Genomic DNA, 16521 nt, shown 5'->3' on the forward strand with positions numbered 1-16521 from the left:
TTAAAAGTGCGATGAATCAACAGCGGAGTGACCGTGGTGTTCTGGAGATAGCGAAGCGGTGCCTTTGTTACCGGAATTTTACCGATACATGTCTTATACAATTATAAAATCTGGAAACAACAGCAATCGGAAGAATACTTCGGTCGCGAAGCGGGATTTATTTCATCGCATTTTTAAGATTGTGCTTACGAAGAAAGCTTCCTACGGAAGCTCAGTTAATGCTTACGAAGTGAGTTTTGCTAAAGCAAAACTCAGCAGATGCTTACGAAGAAAGCTTCCTACGGAAGCTCACAGGAGGGTCAATCATGCAGAACCATACCAAAGCGTGGTGGCAAAAGCCGCTGCGTGTAGTGCAAACCAATTTGCAGATTAAAGACACCTCGCTGATCGAACCGGATCGGTTTGCTGCCCAAATGAAGCAGATGGGGGCCAATACCATCGTCTTTAACGTGGCGGGAATTTATGCCTGGTATCCATCCAAGGTGCCTTTCCATACAATTAATGAATATTTACCGCACAACTTCGATTTATTGAAGGAAGTGATCAGAGCTTGTCATGAGCAGGATATTCGCTTCATCGCACGGTTTGACTTCAGCAAGACAGAAGACAAGTTTTATTTGCAAAAGCCGCAATGGTTCATCCGACAGCCATCAGGCGAGTCCGAGATCATAGGAGCAGGACGACCGGGAAATTGGTCTTTGTTGATGTCGACCTGCCTGAATGGTGGTTATCGCAATGAGGATGTAGCTATTCCGGTGCTGGATGAGGTCATTAGCAATTATGACATTGACGGGATCTTTTTTAATGCGCCTCGTTTCGTACCCTGCTGGTGTGAAGCTTGTCAGAAGAAATACTTTAAGCTGTTTCAAAAGCCGCTTCCAGCCGATAAAAGCCAATTTGATCCGAGCTGGGCACCCACCTGCTTCCGTAACAATGCGAACCATTGGTACAACATTATCAAAAAGAAAAATCCTGAGCTTCCGATGATTTTATACCTGTACCCAGCCAATATGCTGGATCGTGAGCAAACCTCAGATATGCACTGCACGGAGCCGCAGGATATTTTGTCGCTTGGACATCATCATATTCCTGAATTTTGGAAGCCTGCCCTCAGCATGAAGCTGGGCAAATCATTGCCGGATCGGCCTACACCATGCGGGATCGTTCACTCCAGTCCAGGTATGGACTGGCGGCATACAGGACTTCCGCCAGCAGAATACCGTTTTTGGCTGTCACAAATTCCGGCTCAAGGCGGGAACATCTGGCATTCGTTAACAGGCATACCCGAGACGATCGAAGACAAACGGATTCTGGACGTAGTGAGTGATTTCAATCGCAGTGTAGAAAAAGTAGAGAGCTATATGGAGGATGCGGTTGGTGTTGCGCAAATAGCGATGATGTGGACAGGTGATTCATCGGCAGAGGGTTGGGCTGATGGCTTGATCAACATGCAAATACCATTTGATGTAATCCTTAGTGTACATGCAACCCCTGAGAAATTGTCACGCTACAAGGGTCTCATTATCCCTGAGGGAATGAAAGTTAGTGACGCGTTTATTGCGACCCTTCATCAGTATGTGAAGGGTGGCGGAACTATCGTCGTCGAAGGCGCAGTTCCTGAAAATGAGCAGCTGCTTGAATTACTGGGCATCTCCAACCAGCTATACACGAGTGAGGCGCTGACAGCATCTTACCTGCGCTTTGAGGGAGATAACAATCCACTGCAAAAGGGTATGGAGCATACCGGCTTGATCGCACATCGAGGCAAGGTGATGTATGTGAAGCCGATTGGCAGCGATACGCAGGTGCTCGCTACCTTGGTGCCGCCGTTCTCACCGCTTGAGAGTGTGGGAGCGCCCCCGGAGCGGGCGTCGCTTCCGGTCAGCCATACGGATCTGCCGCTCGTGACCCGGAATCGAATCGGCACAGGCCAAGCTGTATACATGCCTTTTTCACTTAGTCACTTAATTAATGAATTCAAGCTGGGTGAGCATTATCAGCTGCTGTCCAATGTTATCGATATGGCTCTTGGTGACGATAAGCTCATTGAGATCAGCAACATTCATGGTCTGCAAATGACCGTCTTTGCAAAAAGCAATACCATGCTCATTCATCTTGTCAATGGTGTCGGTAAACGCCCGCTGGCAACGAACATCCCGCTGCACGACATCGAAGTCAGGCTGAAGCTGGATGACCGCAAGGTCACACAGATCCGTCAGCTGATCTCCGATCAAGCGCTGACATCAACCGTAACGGATGGTAAACTAGCCATCACCATACCACGGCTGGACATCTGGGAATGCTTGTTCATAGAATTTGAAAAATAAACCTGTAAGTTGGGTGAATAAGAAACTCGGCCAAGAGCACTTCGGTCGCGCAGCGATTCTTATTCCACCAACTTTCATCTTGCTAGGAGGCAAAGCTATGAGCTGGTGGAAATCAAACCATTTACGATTAATTCAAAATAACCTGCGTGAAACGGATGCTAATCTGAATGTGGATCGTCTGATTGAAGATTTGCAGCGACTATCCACGAATGTACTGATGATGAACGCAGGTGGGATCGTTGCCTTTTATCCGACAAAGCTTGAGTATCAATACCGGGCTGCCAACCAGCAAAAGGATTTGTTGAAGGAAGCTATCGAAAAAGCGCATGCTCATGGCATGAAATTTATCGCCCGTTTTGATTTCAGCAAAGCGCATGAATCGATTTTTGACAAACGGCCTGAATGGTTTTACAGAACCCGTGAGGGCAAAGAGGTCAATTATCATGGAATCGTGCATACGTGTATTAACGGCTACTATCAAAGGGAATATTCACTGCAAATGATTGACGAAGTGATATCTAATTACGATGTGGATGGCATTTTCTTCAACATGTTTGGCTATCAGACGCGTGATTATAGCGGCACTCATTACGGAATCTGCTTTTGCGCTAACTGCAAGGCCAAATTTCATGAATTTAGCGGTTTGGATTTACCGTTAACCGAAAGCCTCGATGATCCGGTATACCGTCAGTATAAATTGTTCCAGGATGCGACCACCAAGGAAATGCTGGATCGTATCCATGCATTGGTGAAAAGTAAAAATAAAGATATCGCGATCTCGACGTATAACGAGCATAAGGTCGATATTGTCCGCAAGGAATCGAATACGGATAACAAGCGTCCCCATCCGGTTTGGTTGTATTCAGCCTCGGAAAATGTGCAGTCGCTGGAGGATTCCTGGGAGGATAAGCTGGTCAGCAACTGCTGCATCAATGCGATTGATCTGGTCCATCGGTTCACCGGCGTGTCCAGGCATGAGGTGAATATTCGCTTGAAGGAAGGCTTGGCGAGTGGATCGGGACTCGATTTTTGCATTATCGGCGTGTTCGAGGATTATCCGGATCGTGAGAATTTGCCGACGGTTGCGGCCATCTATGAGTATCACAAAAACAATGAACAATATTATGGCAATTTTATTTCAATGTCCGATGTCGCCCTGATCAAGCCGGGCAAGCCCGTTCAGAAAAATATGAAGGAATATTTGGGGCTTTACAAAATGCTGAAGGAGGAGCATGTGCTGTTCGACGTTCTGGATCAAAATGTTCTCGCGACGAAAGCAGGATCGCCCAAGCGCTATAAAGCGATTATGATCCCGGATATTACGAGCTTTTCAGAGGATGAGCTGCAGGCGCTGGAAGCTCTTTATCTACAAGGTGTTTGTTTGTTCAGTACAGGTGGTTCCTTCACCGAAGGCGTTGAGAATATATCTTTTCTCCAGCACAGATTTGATGTCAAGCTGGAAAGTGTGCACGTACACACGCAAGAGGCCGCTTACCTGCTAACCGACAATAAGCAGCTTTTTGCAAGCTTTCCTGAACGTGATTGGATCTTTCTGACGGACAGCTTTTACCGCGTTGAATTTGGACCCAATACGGATAAGCAGCTTCCTTACGTGATTCCATCCACATTTGGCCCGCCAGAGCGTGCTTCCGGTCATCGAATCTCCGAGCAGCATTGGGGAGCGGGCATCCATACGAACGGGAACCACAAGGCTGTGTATATCCCATGGCAAGCTGGTGAGCTTTATTACAAGCATGGTTATGCCGATCATAAAAACGCGGTTATGGATTTGCTCCATCATACTCTGGATCAACCGTTGACTCTGGCAACGAATGCGCCGACGAATGTGGAGGTGTTTTTTCACAAGCTGCCTGATGGTAATTATATCCTGCATATGCTGAACCTTTCCGGCTTTAACGGTGTATCGTACACAGCTCCACTTCCTGTCTATGACTTGAAGGTAACGCTTCGTGGATTAGAAGCATGCAGTGAGACTATTCATCTAACTGAACCATCTCAACCCCAAGCGATGTTTGTCCAAACCGAACAGGAGATATCGATTGAAATCCCGGAATTGAGTGATTTTGCTGCGATTGTGATTCGTACCCGTTAAGAAATTGTGTACAGCCCCTAATAGACACAATGAAGCCTCCGCCCACGGTTATAGTGGAAACGGTAGGCTTCGTTTTTTTAAATGAATAATCTTAATACTATTTTGAATCCTTGTCGGATACAGGTATCATGGCAGTCATTTCATATATATCGTGTATTTCTTGTTCAAGTCCATGGTACAAATCCATCTTAGGCTCGTAGCCCAGTAAGGATTGGGCCTTAGTAATATCTGCCCAAGTATTTCTGGGTTCCCCATACGTAGGTCGGATAAACTGAATGTCCACTTTTTTGCCAACCAATCGTTCCAATATAGAAATGCATTCCAGAACCGAAGCGCGTTCCTTACCACCGATATTGATGGTTTCACCGATGACATCATCCGCATAGGCAACCTGGGCAACTGCTCGAACACAATCTTCTACAAATGTGAAGTCTCGGGTTTGCTGACCATCACCATATATGGGTATCGGTTTATTGTGCATAATGTGATTAATAAAACGATGAAAGGCCATATCCGGCCGCTGTCTCGGACCATATACGGTGAAGAAGCGAAGGATCACGATAGGAACCTCATCATTATGAGCGTATACGTGACACAGCTGTTCCCCGGTAAGCTTGCTGACTCCATATGGAGACAAGGGATCTGTTGGGGTAAGCTCGTTGACTTGCCCCGTCTTTTCTCCATAGACGGAGGAGGTCGAAGCGTAAATTAATTTCCGGACCGGATACTGTCGGCAGCCCTCCAGCAAGCATTGCGTAGCCAAAATATTGTTCGTCACGTAAGTCTCAAAGTCGGGGCCAAAGCTCGAACGAACACCAGGGATTGCCGCCAGATGATACACAATATCCACCTGTGGGAGCAGGTTCTCCCATGAAACCTTCAAAATATGCTGCTGAATAAAAGAAAACCGCGGGTGATGAAGCAGCTTTCGAAGGTTGCGCTCCCTCATCCAGTTGGGAGTAGCCGATTGGACAAAGGCATCCAGTCCGATTACTTGATTGTTTTCATCCTGAAGCAATCGCTCGCATAGATGTGAACCTATAAATCCGGCAGCGCCAGTGACTAATATCTGCATAACAACCATCCTTTAGCTGATTTAGGTACGTCGACTTTATTTTATAATATCAGCATTTATAAGTTTTCAGCAGAGCTGAATATTCTGATATTGTAAGAAAAGCAACCTATTGGACACGAATGTATCTTCACCGAATAGGCTTCGATCAGAAGCTTTTAAGGCCTCGATAGACGGTTTTCTTATTTCTGCATCTGAGTCCAATTCATGCCAATACCCGAATAATGATAGCCCAGTGAAGTTAATTGCGCGCCATCCAGCATATTTCTGCCATCCAACAGGAAAGGCTGCTTCAACAGGCTTTTTAATTGTCCCCAGTCCGCCGTGATATATGGCTTCCATTCCGAGCATAGGATGACAGCATCACAATCTTGAATAGTTTCCTCCAAGGAATCGAATTGCTGCAGCTGTTCGGAGTACATGGTGCCCGGAAGCTTGGCTACCGGATCGTGGACTCTGATCACAGCAGAGCTTTCCAGTAATTTGGCGATAATGCCGATTGCGGGTGCTTCTCTGATATCATCAGTATCCGGTTTAAAGGAAATGCCTAATACCGCGATTGTTTTCCCATTGAACGTGCCCAACAACTGCTCCCAAATGTCCAAATAATAGACAGCTTGCGACTGATTGACCTGCACAACTTTTTCTAGAATCGTTAAGCTCAGGTCATGCTCCTGAGCTGTAAACAGCAGCGCATGGATATCTTTGGGAAAGCAGGAGCCTCCATATCCGATGCCTGCTCTTAAAAAGTGCGCTCCAATCCGATGATCCATCCCGATCCCGACTGCAACATCGGCAATATTCACTCCTAATTTCGTGCACAGTCTGGCCAATTCATTGATATAGGAGATTTTCGTAGCCAAAAAGGCATTTGCAGCATATTTGATCAGCTCAGCTGTTTTGGGCTTGGTAACCACCACAGGACAGCTTAATTTCTCATATAAAGATCGAAGCCGTTCTGTGGCTTGGTCATTTTCACTGCCAATAATAATCCGATCAGGCTCAAGAGCATCTCGTAATGCGCTGCCTTCTCTCAGAAATTCAGGATTAGATATCACGTCAAAAGAAATCGCAGTAAGCTGGGCTTGGGCAATCCATTGGACTACTTGTTCATTGGTTCCAACAGGAACCGTGCTTTTGATTACAACTAGTCTGTATCCCGCCATGTTTTTGCCGATACTCTCCGCTGCTTCTTTAATAAACCTCAGATCTGCACTGCCATCACTTCCTGAGGGTGTCCCGACACAGAGGAAGATGACTTCATTATCGCAGACAGCCATGTCCACCTCTGAGGTAAATGTAATGCTGCCGGAAGCCAAATGCTTTCTTAACGCATCGTCCAAGCCAGGCTCATAAAAGGGGGGGACGCCTTGATTCAACATTCCAATCCTTGACTCATTCGGGTCCAATCCTGTTACATTCCAACCAAGCTCTGCAAGCAGCAAAGCTGTAGTCACGCCGACATAGCCCATTCCCATAATTAGAATATTCATTTGTTGGTTCCTCCGGAGGTCTGAAGGTATATGAATTGCGCACCGAGAATGGCATGACTTAGGGCAGTCCCGGTATCAAGCAGCTCAAGTCCTTCCAGCAAGATGCAGTTGTCCATATGGCAGCCTTCCAGCTTAACTTGCGGACCAATGGTTACATAAGGACCGATGATGCAGTTCCTTAATAAGGCGCTAGGGTCAATGAGCACAGGGGGAATGATTATGCATTCGTCCAAACGTTCGCGATTGTTCAGCAATCCATCGGCATCCATCTGGTCCAGCATCCAGTGATTCGCTTCAAGCCATCGTTCCATCGTCCCCACATCTGAATAGTTTTGTTCTGTCTTGTGGAAGACTGCCGAATAGCCTTGATTGATCATCCACGAAATGGCATCCGTAATTTCATATTCTCCTCTTGGAGACGGTCTGATTGCATGTATGGCCTTGAATATGTCAGCACTAAAAGCATAAGCTCCCAGGACGGCGAGGTTAGACTTGGGTGACACAGGTTTTTCTTCAAGTCCTACTATTCGATTCCCGGCGATCTCCGCTATGCCAAAATCCTGAGGGTTTGCAACGTTTCCAAGCATAATGGCGATCTCATGATGGTCATAATGAATAGCTTGAGCCAAAGGCTCCAAGGACTCTGTAATCAGATTATCCCCTAATAATAAGATGAAGGGTTCATCCAGAATAAAGGACTCGGCCTGCAGAACTGCATTTGAAATCCCAAGGGGCTGCAATTGATGAATATAGGTAATATCCAAATTCCATTGCTCACCTGTGCCAATCTCTTTCATGAAAAGCGCGAGGTGCTCGGGACGTATGACAATGCCAATCTCACGTATTTGTAATTTAATCAGCTGTTCAATGCAGTAATGGAGAATAGGTTTGTTGGCTACCGGGAGTAATACTTTTGGTGTTGCTTCGGAAAAGGGGTAGAGCCGGGTACCTTTACCTGCACAGAGAATTAATCCCTTCATAAGGTTTGAGCTCCTTGCTTATATGAATTTATTATTAATTTATGTATATCATTTTCTATATGTTAGGGCGATTAGCAGTTCATAGAAAAATATGCGCTTTGATCAATAAGTGTTGTGAGGTCAACTGAATTCCGCCTTATTACTCTATCAACAGCCTACACAATTAGATTAGGAAATCATAGAATACAGGGAAACCTGAGAAGTTTCAAAATTAGAAGCGAAGGGAATGATCGTAGTGTCATTGGCAGATCAAGTGAAGTTAATGCTTGACAACCATCCTGATGTTGCAGAAGTTCAGGTGGAGTATTTGAATGGTGAAAAGCATGATTTTTCTCTCGTTGAAGGAGAAGAAGACGATGCTCCGCCCATACCGAGAGAAATAGCTATAACCAATTTGTTGAGCGGGGTAGATTGGAGTCTAGTAGATGAAATTGAAGTGGAATTCGATAATGGTAATAAAGTGGAGTTGGATGTAGAGACAGGAGAATTGGAAGAAGACGAAGATGAAGACGAAGATGAAGATGAAGACGAAGATGAAGATGAAGATGAAGATGAAGATGAAGATGAAGATGAAGACGACGAAGATGAAGACGAAGACGAAGAAAGCGAAGACGATGATGAAGATGAAGACGAAGAAAGCGAAGACGAAGACGAAGATGATGATGACAACGACGAAGATGATGACGAGGATGAAGTTTAAGGATTGACCTGTAAACATAATTGGTTTAGCGGCAATCAACCCGGATGTCAGCCGGGTTGATCCATCGTTCTTGAATAATATTAAAGCTAAGTAAGTGTACAAGCTGCCTACATGAAGATAAAAAACGGCTGCATCAGCCCTAATGCTGGACTCCTGTCGTCAGGAAGTCCAGCTTAGGTACTGAGTCTGAAGGGGCGTTATCTGCGTTCCCAGACGGACAAGATGTCATCAGCAACACGCTGCCAAGTGAAATGCTGTTCAACCATACGACGGCCATTCAGACCCATTTGACGAGAACCATGGAGATCAGACAACAACAAATTCAGATGATGCGCATATTCCAGAGGATCTTCCGGATCTGTAATTAAAATGCCATTGTTGCCTCTTACAATTTCCGGATTTCCTCCCCGATTGGTGGTGAGAAAAGGCAGTCCTGCAGCCATTGCCTCATAGTGGACTCTTGCCAACGGCTCCTGCCAGATGGAGGTGCAAACAAAAATATCGCTCGCACAGAACCAACGATGAACATCGTGAGCTTGAACGTATCCGGTTGTGATTACGGGTATAGAGGAACGCTCAGCTAGAGCGCGGACATAAGCCACATAGTCGCTAATCGTATTATCGCTGTACCAAGCGCCACCTACAATGACAAGCACGGCATCGGAATGCCTTAGATGGGACATGGCGCGGACAAGGACATGTGGACCTTTGTTACGCGACAATCTTCCTACAAAGAGGATTATCTTTTTGGATGCAAGATTGTGCTCCGTTCTAATACTTTCTCTGGCCTGCAACGAATACTGGGATTCGGTCCAAGGGGCAAATTTGCTTAAGTCGACCCCGGAGTAGATCGTTTTCAGCTTTGGCTCTGCTTGAGGGAAGTATTCACTTATTGCACTGCCAATATAATTACTAATGGTAATGATCCGTTCAGCTTGCTCAATGGCAGCGCTGCCCTCGGCTTTGCTGATTTTCGCAGGATTAAACATATCGTTATGCATACTTAATATAATTCGGGCGTCTGGCGCAGCCTCATGCACGGCAGTAATGAGCTTCGGACGATTAAAAATATGAATGATATCATAGTGCTCCTGACTCTGTGAGAGGAAGCCGATCACTTCTTGAACATAAAGATCTAACACTCCATCTGAATTGACACGGACATAGCGGATACCATCCGTAACTTCCTCGTTTAATAAATCAGGATCTGTTCTTCCAAGAATCGTAATTTGATGATGCTTGCTTAGTAGCGAAGCAACTCCACAGATATAAGTTTGTATGGCACCACCCCTAATGTTGGGAACAGGCAGTTTTTCAGTACAAATCATTAAAATATTCATTAGTCCGTATCCTCCTAAATTTAATAGACAACTTACATCGTAAGCATCTATTTTATAATCAGGCTGTCTTCTGCGACCGTGGTTTATAGACTGGTTTAATGGATGATTTAAGCGGAATCGCTTGTTTTTTCTTGACTTCTATTTTCTTTTTGGTTACAGGGGATGGTTGCCCAGCTTTTTTTACTGTCGTTTTCTTAAGCTTTTTAACGATTTTCAGTTTGGCTACAGGTCGCGATTGCAACTGTTTTTTGCGTGTTTTACGTTTGGTCTTAACGACCACTTTTTTGACTTTTTTCTTCAATCTCGAAGGTTTAGGAATTTGAAGGACGATCCGTTCAGGTGCATTAGCAGGAGGCTGTGCGGCTGCACTGTTGTCAGCTTGTGCGACTGTATTGGCAGATAAATCTTGAGTCCCAATGGCTGCTGGCGGATGCATGATAGGCACTCCTGCCGGCTCATAAATAAGTGGTGCATGTGTAAATAGACCAAAATGATCAGAATGAGCAGGTGTAGTCGAAGTATCAGAGTCTGATAAGTAGATCGGATTAGACAATGGCGTATACGGCTGGTAATCCACATCAGTATCAAAGACAGGAATGGCTTCTTGCTGCTGGTGAGCAAAATCAGCATCAAAGACAGGAATGGCTTCTAGTTGCTGGTGAGCAAAATCAGTATCAAAGACAGGAATGGCTTCTTGTTGCTGGTGAGCAAAATCAGCATCGAATACGGGAATAAGCTCCTGCCCCTGTTTCTCGGAAGGTGCCCAAGGCATTTGTGGAATATCGATGCCCACCGGAAGTTTGATACCTTGTCGAACAGGAGCCTTGCGTACAACTTCCCATTTGGATTCGATTTCCTCGGTCGAGTATTGTGCAGGTAGATAAAGGGCTTTGTCCTGCTCAAGCTCGGATAAGGCCTGCCATTTACTGCTTTCTGTTGCCAATACCCTTGCCAGAATAGGCTCAAGCTCATGCTGCAAAAATAAATTCGGATCAAATACGATCTCCTTGATATGCTTGTAAAACTCGTTAGGAAATGCCATATCGATCCATAGAAGCTCGAACATATCCTGGTCAATCGGATTAGCTTCGTGGTAAGCACCGATCATACCGCGAATCCAGTTCAAATCCCAGTTACCCATATCATCCATCGTACTCGTTATCAATTTACGCAAATCACGGAAGGGCAGGTCGTAAGCGACACCATCCAGATCTATGACCCATATCCCACCGGGACCCATCTGACCGTTGGACCATCCGTAGTCCTGATGAGCAAGTCCCCAGTACTGCTCACCTTTGCCTATCATTGTAAAATAGGGCGATGCCTGAAAACGAGTGAATATGTCCTGGGCTTGTTTTTTAAACTCATCGATAACAGAAAGCAAACGCTCACTTGATGGTGTTTCTCGATAGACGGTAGCAATATCCTCGAACCATCCAATCTTGGCCATAATTTTCTCGTAATAGTTGGACCAGCCGTATAATCGGGACGATTTGGCAGCACCCCATGGAGGGGTATAGCCTTGGGAATGTTTATGAAACTCTCCAAGACCGTAGCAAAGCGCCACGGCGCCTTCCAGATCGATTTTTGAAACTTGCTGCAGCGGTTCAATCCACTCCGTCACGATCCATAGCTTGCCACCAGCTTCAACATACAACGTGTTTTCTTTATTGGGAATGAAGGCAGGTACCTTGGCACCTTGCTCAACCATATATTGCTGGGCGCCGATACTGAATAAGCTTCTTTTGGGATCTCTGTGCAATACTTTAAGGCTGCGTGGGCCATGATCTGTATTAATTCTCCAGATAGCACCCCCTTTATCGGGTTTGGAAGTGATCAGCAGCATGTCGAATACAAGCATTTCGTACTGCTCCATCACCTGATAGGCAATTTTTTCCAGCTCGGGCGGAACGTATTGCTCCAGAACGGTCCCAGGCGGCAGCGTGTTCGTGAGATGGTCCCAAGGCCCAATTAGGTAGTTCTCCAAAACGATCACTCCTTCATATAAAATTAATGTTCCGTGCAGATTTCGACTGGATGGCCTGATCGTATAAGCTCAGCTGCTTTTCAGTCGTTTGTGAAATATGAAAGCGGTCCATCACGAATTTTCTCCCGGCCTTGACTATATCCGATTTTTGCTGTTGTTCGAGAAGCAGCATACTCTTTATTTGATTGGCGAGCAGGGCGCCGGATAAAATTTGTGGGCAAGCATGGTCGCCAAACCATGATTCCCATGCTTTATCGTATAGATCCGGCTTCACCAATCCCAATATGCCGAGTGTACCTACCGCTAACAAGGGTCGTTCACAAGCCATAGCTTCGAGGGCTATTCGTCCCGTACCGATAATATAATCGCTGATACAATAATAAGCACACATGTCAGTAACTTCGCCAACGTAATGAATATAAGGATGGTCTGTGAGCTTGCGATGGTTGTTGACCAGTTTAATGATGTTCTCTTGCTTGCCGCCTCCACCTGCAATGATCAGATGCAAATTCGGGTCATCCGTGTATCTTAAGGCAGTGGTAACATGAATCATGTACTCACAAATATCTGCTTTCTCCCACGATAGGCGGCCTGCATACAGGATTACGTTTGCTTGTTGGGGAATAAACAGCTTTTGACGAAGATACCTCCGATAAAAGAGGGCATAAGGCTGATATTCCATGACATCGAGTCCATTGGGAATCAGATTGGAATCCAGTCCTTTTGCTGCCAATGAACGTTGTATGGAGGGACTAACACAAGTAACAGTCGAGGATTGTTGCAGCAATTGGAGGAATTCCGGGTCATAGTAGGTGCCATGAACTGTGAATACAAAAGGAATGTTCATCCGATCCGCAGCCGTGATAGCAACACTTCCCGAGGGGACTTGGTGGCCATGAACCAGATCAATTCGCTCTGCAGCTATGATCGATTGTATGAATTTTATATACAGTTCCCTGTTTTGCGAATCAGGCTCATAGGTGTCCAGAACAAAGTCAATTTCATAATAAGAGCATCCCAGTCCGAGAAAGTGCTCCAGAAGCTTCCCCCTTTTACCAGCCACGATGACAGCGGCCCCTTGTTTTAAAAGCTCGCGGGTTAAGGAGAGCGTGTAAGTTTCCGTTCCGCCTATATTGAATTGATCAATAACCATCAGAATCCGCAGGGGGGGAGCGAGGCTTGAGGAACGAGCGGATTCATTAGGGTTAGGGCTCAGTGGGCTTATCGGATTTTTACTTATTTGAATGAAGCTGCCTGCAGATTTATGGACGGGTTTGGACAGGAATTGATTCTTAGACACTCCTCGCTTGTTAGCTTGCATGATTCACCTCCCAAACAAGTTACTTGTATCTATTTCTAAGCATATGTCATCTAGCGATTCGTTGATATGTACATTCGTGGATTTTGCTCAAATACGTGGGATACGGAGCATTGTCCTAAGTTTTATTAATGAAAGCTGAATATATTAGTATACGATTCATAACCAAAGGAGTGAAATGCTTGGATATCCAAGAGTTGCTTAAAGGGGCTACATTGATCGGGAAAGGAAAACAAGGGAGAGTCTATAAGCTTGATTCCGATCGGTGTATCAAAATATATAGCGATGAGCAGCATGCTCAAATGGAACACATGTCCTATTGCCGTGCAGAGGGCTCTCCGATTATTCCTAAGCTGTATGAAGCAGGAGCGAATTACTTGATCATGGAGCTTGTGCAGGGAGCGTCGCTGGATCGTTATTTGAAAAAAAAGGGTGCGATAAATCGAAGCGACACGGAGCGTATTTTATTCATCATTTATGAAATGACAAGGCTTGGGTTTACACGAATTGATGCCGCGGTCTTTCATATTTTTATCGATCAGGACCAGCCAACTGGCAAAGTGATCGATCTAGTCAATAGCTATACAAAGCAATACCGCATTCCATTGGTAATGTTCAAAGGATTGTCCAGGCTTAACGTCTTAAATACTTTTCTCACGCATGTTAAAGCCTTGGACCCTGAGCTGTATCAGTTGTGGGGGAGTTACTTGATGGCAAGGAGCGAACGGTATGGGAAACTCCAAGTTTTCGATGAATGAGGATTATTTTAAGCCGCACCTCATATGCGAGCAATTTCAATTAGGCAGTTTTCATAAGGTTCTTGGCAAGCTGGGTGGAGCATTTAATACAAATGTAAAAATGGAGACCAGTGAAGGTGAATTTGTTGTTCGAATTTTAAACGAAAATAATACGATAAAGCATCTGCGATATGTAGGAAAAATGCTTGCGGAGCTGAGTGCGAAGGGGCTGCCGGTATTGACACCTCTTTTGGCGAAGAATGGCGACTCCTTTATAAGATGTAAGGATAAATGGCTTCAGGTGTCGGCGTTTGTGACGGTTGAGCCCTTCCAATGTCGGGAAAGCCAGGTATATGCCAGCGCGCGGAGCTTAAGGGCTTACCATCAGGCGCTGGAGCATGTACATCCGGGGCCTAAACCGGGCTGGTCCTTTTATCGAAGCTCTGTTTATTACAAGCAAGCCAAGGAACGTTTAAAAAGTATTGATGTGGTTCCTCAAGCCGAGCTTTCCAGTATGGAGTTCATCCTTGAAGACTTGTCGAACAAATGGGGGCAGGCCCAAGCTTCACTTCCGAAAGCGGTTCTTCATGGGGATTGGCACTTTTGGAATCTGGGTTATGCGGGGGATGAAGTCAGCTGTGTGATGGACTTTGATTTTATGCAGCAAGGAACAAGGATTCACGATGTCGCCTATGCTTTATGGGTTATCTATGTGCTGCTGCCGGAGTATGCCTACAGCTTTGACAGAACTTTTATAGAGGGATATGGACCACTGACGGATGAAGAGAAGCATATACTCCCAGTCGCTGTGGCCCGTATCGCTATGTTTTTCCTGTTTCAATCGGCCTATGCTTCGAATCCTTTGGTGAAGTGGCAAAAGCACTATCCAAAGCAGGAGCCTCTGATTCAATGGTTATCCTCTGAGGGCACCGTAAGGCTTGAGGAAATAACAAGAGCAGCATCAGATCAACCTTCGTCATGGAGGTCAGAGGGATTGGCAATTGATGAGGAGGATCCATCTTAAGCTTCAGAATGGATCGCGGTCGCCCTGGAGGCGGCCGTTTTTGGATTCGGACCTATACAGGAGGCGGACAAGAGGATGATCACAGCGGTATGTTGACAATGCAGCGTTGGGATCGGTTAAAGAATAAGAAGCAAACAAAGACACCCTCAGCGGTGTCTTTGTTTGCTTCTTATTTGCTGCTCTGTTGCTTTTCATCATCTGATTTGCCGTCGAATGTGTCTTCAACCCTATCCATGATTTCTTGGACAGCCTCGCTCACCATATCTGTCGGGGCAGCATCCTGCTGATCGACAGGTGTAATAATAAAGTCGGGTGTGGGAGTAGGGTGCGTATCCTGCTCTATGTTTTTTTTGCTCATGTCGTTTTCCTTCTCTCGATTGGATTTATGACGTACACAATATTACCCATCTCACACGATTTTATTCACCTATACTTCAACATCTTCAATGAATCGTGCATACAAGAGAGTAAAGCTGTACAATAGATAGGAGAAGACAATTCAAAGGCAAAGGAGTGAATGAATTGAGCGAAACTACTTCTACGATTCAGGAAGCGTTTACCTTGGAAGCGGGACAATTGGAAACAGGAGAGAAGCTGTTTATCCGCGGAGAAGTCAGAGTTGTACCGGACCAATCTGGCCCAAGTCCCGTGCTGCTGATCTGTCATGGTTTTAAAAGTTTTAAGGAGTGGGGATTTTTCCCATATATCGCCACTCGTTTTGCAGAGCGGGGCTATTATGTAATCACTTTTAATTTTTCCTGCAACGGGGTGAATGTAACCGATTTTGATGAGCTGGAGCGATTCGCCGTGAATACATTTTCCAGAGAGCAGCAGGATCTGGAGGTCATTCTTCAGGCGCTGCTTGCTAATAAGCTTCCACTTGCTGATGCCGCGGACAAGGAAAGTATTCATTTGTGGGGGCACAGCAAAGGTGGAGGAACCGCCATTATATTTGCTGCTGAGCATCCGCAGGTTAAATCTGTATTAACATGGAACGGAATCGGATTCACGGATCTGTTTGACGACACTTTCAAAAAGCAGCTGGAGGAGTACGGGATCGCCTATGTGGCCAATGTACGCACCAAGCAGGAAATGCCGATCAAGGCCGTATTTTATGAGGACCTGATGGACAATAAGGAACGGTTTGATATTGTGAAGCGATTAGCGGGTCTCACCATTCCTGTACAGCAGATTCAGGGGGATCAGGATTCTCTCCGTCTGATGGAAGGCTTTCAACAGATGCGTGCGGGGGATGACAAGCATTCCGTAGTTACTATTGCCGGTGGAAACCATACATTCGGAGCTGTTCATCCATTTAAGGGAACGACGCCCCAGCTGGAGCAGGCTATACAGGCCTCTCTGCAGTTTTTACCTTTGGGTTGACAGTGAAAAGACACTTTGCTAGCATGATATCATAGTAAACCAATATG

General features: G+C 45.6%; 13 protein-coding genes. 6 read left to right on the plus strand and 7 right to left on the minus strand.

Annotated features, from left to right (window positions below):
* Window positions 1-305 precede the first annotated feature (305 nt).
* Together NST47_RS13490 and NST47_RS13495 are read left to right on the plus strand one after the other, a co-directional pair.
* Complete coding sequence (locus tag NST47_RS13490; RefSeq protein ID WP_341155627.1) at window positions 306-2327, plus strand: hypothetical protein; 2022 nt, start codon at window positions 306-308, stop codon at window positions 2325-2327.
* 97 nt (window positions 2328-2424) lie between these two features.
* A complete protein-coding gene (locus tag NST47_RS13495) occupies window positions 2425-4440 on the plus strand; it encodes a family 10 glycosylhydrolase (protein ID WP_341155628.1) in 2016 nt (671 codons plus the stop codon).
* 97 nt (window positions 4441-4537) lie between these two features.
* On the opposite strand, the gene NST47_RS13500 is transcribed toward NST47_RS13495, so the two are convergent.
* The 3 genes from NST47_RS13500 to NST47_RS13510 all read right to left on the minus strand — a co-directional run bounded on the left by NST47_RS13500 (window position 4538) and on the right by NST47_RS13510 (window position 7985).
* Window positions 4538-5515 (minus strand): NAD-dependent epimerase/dehydratase family protein, encoded by a 978-nt coding sequence (locus tag NST47_RS13500; RefSeq protein WP_341155629.1) that lies wholly within the window; start codon window positions 5513-5515, stop codon window positions 4538-4540.
* Between the two features lie 179 nt (window positions 5516-5694).
* Window positions 5695-7005: a UDP-glucose dehydrogenase family protein gene (locus tag NST47_RS13505; RefSeq protein WP_341155630.1), complete on the minus strand. Its 1311-nt coding sequence runs from the start codon at window positions 7003-7005 to the stop codon at window positions 5695-5697.
* Window positions 7002-7985, minus strand: a complete 984-nt coding sequence (locus NST47_RS13510) for a sugar phosphate nucleotidyltransferase (RefSeq protein WP_341155631.1) — start codon at window positions 7983-7985, stop codon at window positions 7002-7004. Before NST47_RS13510 ends, NST47_RS13505 begins: the two co-directional genes overlap by 4 nt.
* A 253-nt stretch (window positions 7986-8238) precedes the next feature.
* Between NST47_RS13510 and NST47_RS13515 the strand changes: the two genes are divergently transcribed.
* A complete protein-coding gene (locus tag NST47_RS13515; protein ID WP_341155632.1) occupies window positions 8239-8685 on the plus strand; it encodes a hypothetical protein in 447 nt (148 codons plus the stop codon).
* A 197-nt stretch (window positions 8686-8882) separates the two neighbouring features.
* Here NST47_RS13515 and NST47_RS13520 read toward each other — a convergent pair whose 3' ends face one another.
* The 3 genes from NST47_RS13520 to NST47_RS13530 are packed head-to-tail and all read right to left on the minus strand — an operon-like array spanning window position 8883 to window position 13333.
* Window positions 8883-10025, minus strand: a complete 1143-nt coding sequence (locus tag NST47_RS13520; protein WP_341155633.1) for a glycosyltransferase family 4 protein — start codon at window positions 10023-10025, stop codon at window positions 8883-8885.
* Window positions 10026-10083: 58 nt separating this feature from the next.
* Window positions 10084-12012 (minus strand): CotS family spore coat protein, encoded by a 1929-nt coding sequence (locus NST47_RS13525; RefSeq protein WP_341155634.1) that lies wholly within the window; start codon window positions 12010-12012, stop codon window positions 10084-10086.
* A gap of 13 nt (window positions 12013-12025) precedes the next feature.
* A complete protein-coding gene (locus NST47_RS13530) occupies window positions 12026-13333 on the minus strand; it encodes a glycosyltransferase (RefSeq protein ID WP_341155635.1) in 1308 nt (435 codons plus the stop codon).
* 179 nt (window positions 13334-13512) lie between these two features.
* Here NST47_RS13530 and NST47_RS13535 point away from each other — a divergent pair, with 179 nt between their 5' ends.
* Together NST47_RS13535 and NST47_RS13540 are read left to right on the plus strand one after the other, a co-directional pair.
* Window positions 13513-14088, plus strand: coding sequence for a kinase (locus tag NST47_RS13535; protein WP_341155636.1), 576 nt, complete (start codon window positions 13513-13515; stop codon window positions 14086-14088).
* Window positions 14060-15091: a phosphotransferase enzyme family protein gene (locus NST47_RS13540; protein WP_341155637.1), complete on the plus strand. Its 1032-nt coding sequence runs from the start codon at window positions 14060-14062 to the stop codon at window positions 15089-15091. Before NST47_RS13535 ends, NST47_RS13540 begins: the two co-directional genes overlap by 29 nt.
* A gap of 169 nt (window positions 15092-15260) precedes the next feature.
* Here the strand turns inward: NST47_RS13540 and NST47_RS13545 are convergent, their stop codons facing one another.
* On the minus strand, window positions 15261-15449 hold the full coding sequence (locus tag NST47_RS13545) for a hypothetical protein (RefSeq protein ID WP_341155638.1): 189 nt from the start codon (window positions 15447-15449) through the stop codon (window positions 15261-15263).
* Between the two features lie 164 nt (window positions 15450-15613).
* Here NST47_RS13545 and NST47_RS13550 point away from each other — a divergent pair, with 164 nt between their 5' ends.
* On the plus strand, window positions 15614-16474 hold the full coding sequence (locus NST47_RS13550; RefSeq protein WP_341155639.1) for an alpha/beta hydrolase: 861 nt from the start codon (window positions 15614-15616) through the stop codon (window positions 16472-16474).
* Window positions 16475-16521 lie beyond the last annotated feature (47 nt).

It is taken from the genome of Paenibacillus sp. FSL H8-0034 (assembly GCF_038000305.1).
Taxonomy (GTDB): Bacteria; Bacillota; Bacilli; order Paenibacillales; family NBRC-103111; genus Paenibacillus_S.

What these genes read in the sequence shown, in the direction of transcription:
- NST47_RS13490 (WP_341155627.1), top strand. Translation starts at nt 306, where the DNA reads ATGCAGAACCATACCAAAGCGTGGTGGCAAAAGCCGCTGCGTGTAGTG.
- NST47_RS13495 (WP_341155628.1), top strand. Translation starts at nt 2,425, where the DNA reads ATGAGCTGGTGGAAATCAAACCATTTACGATTAATTCAAAATAACCTG.
- NST47_RS13500 (WP_341155629.1), bottom strand. Translation starts at nt 5,515, where the DNA reads ATGCAGATATTAGTCACTGGCGCTGCCGGATTTATAGGTTCACATCTA.
- NST47_RS13505 (WP_341155630.1), bottom strand. Translation starts at nt 7,005, where the DNA reads ATGAATATTCTAATTATGGGAATGGGCTATGTCGGCGTGACTACAGCT.
- NST47_RS13510 (WP_341155631.1), bottom strand. Translation starts at nt 7,985, where the DNA reads ATGAAGGGATTAATTCTCTGTGCAGGTAAAGGTACCCGGCTCTACCCC.
- NST47_RS13520 (WP_341155633.1), bottom strand. Translation starts at nt 10,025, where the DNA reads ATGAATATTTTAATGATTTGTACTGAAAAACTGCCTGTTCCCAACATT.
- NST47_RS13530 (WP_341155635.1), bottom strand. Translation starts at nt 13,333, where the DNA reads ATGCAAGCTAACAAGCGAGGAGTGTCTAAGAATCAATTCCTGTCCAAA.
- NST47_RS13540 (WP_341155637.1), top strand. Translation starts at nt 14,060, where the DNA reads ATGGGAAACTCCAAGTTTTCGATGAATGAGGATTATTTTAAGCCGCAC.
- NST47_RS13545 (WP_341155638.1), bottom strand. Translation starts at nt 15,449, where the DNA reads ATGAGCAAAAAAAACATAGAGCAGGATACGCACCCTACTCCCACACCC.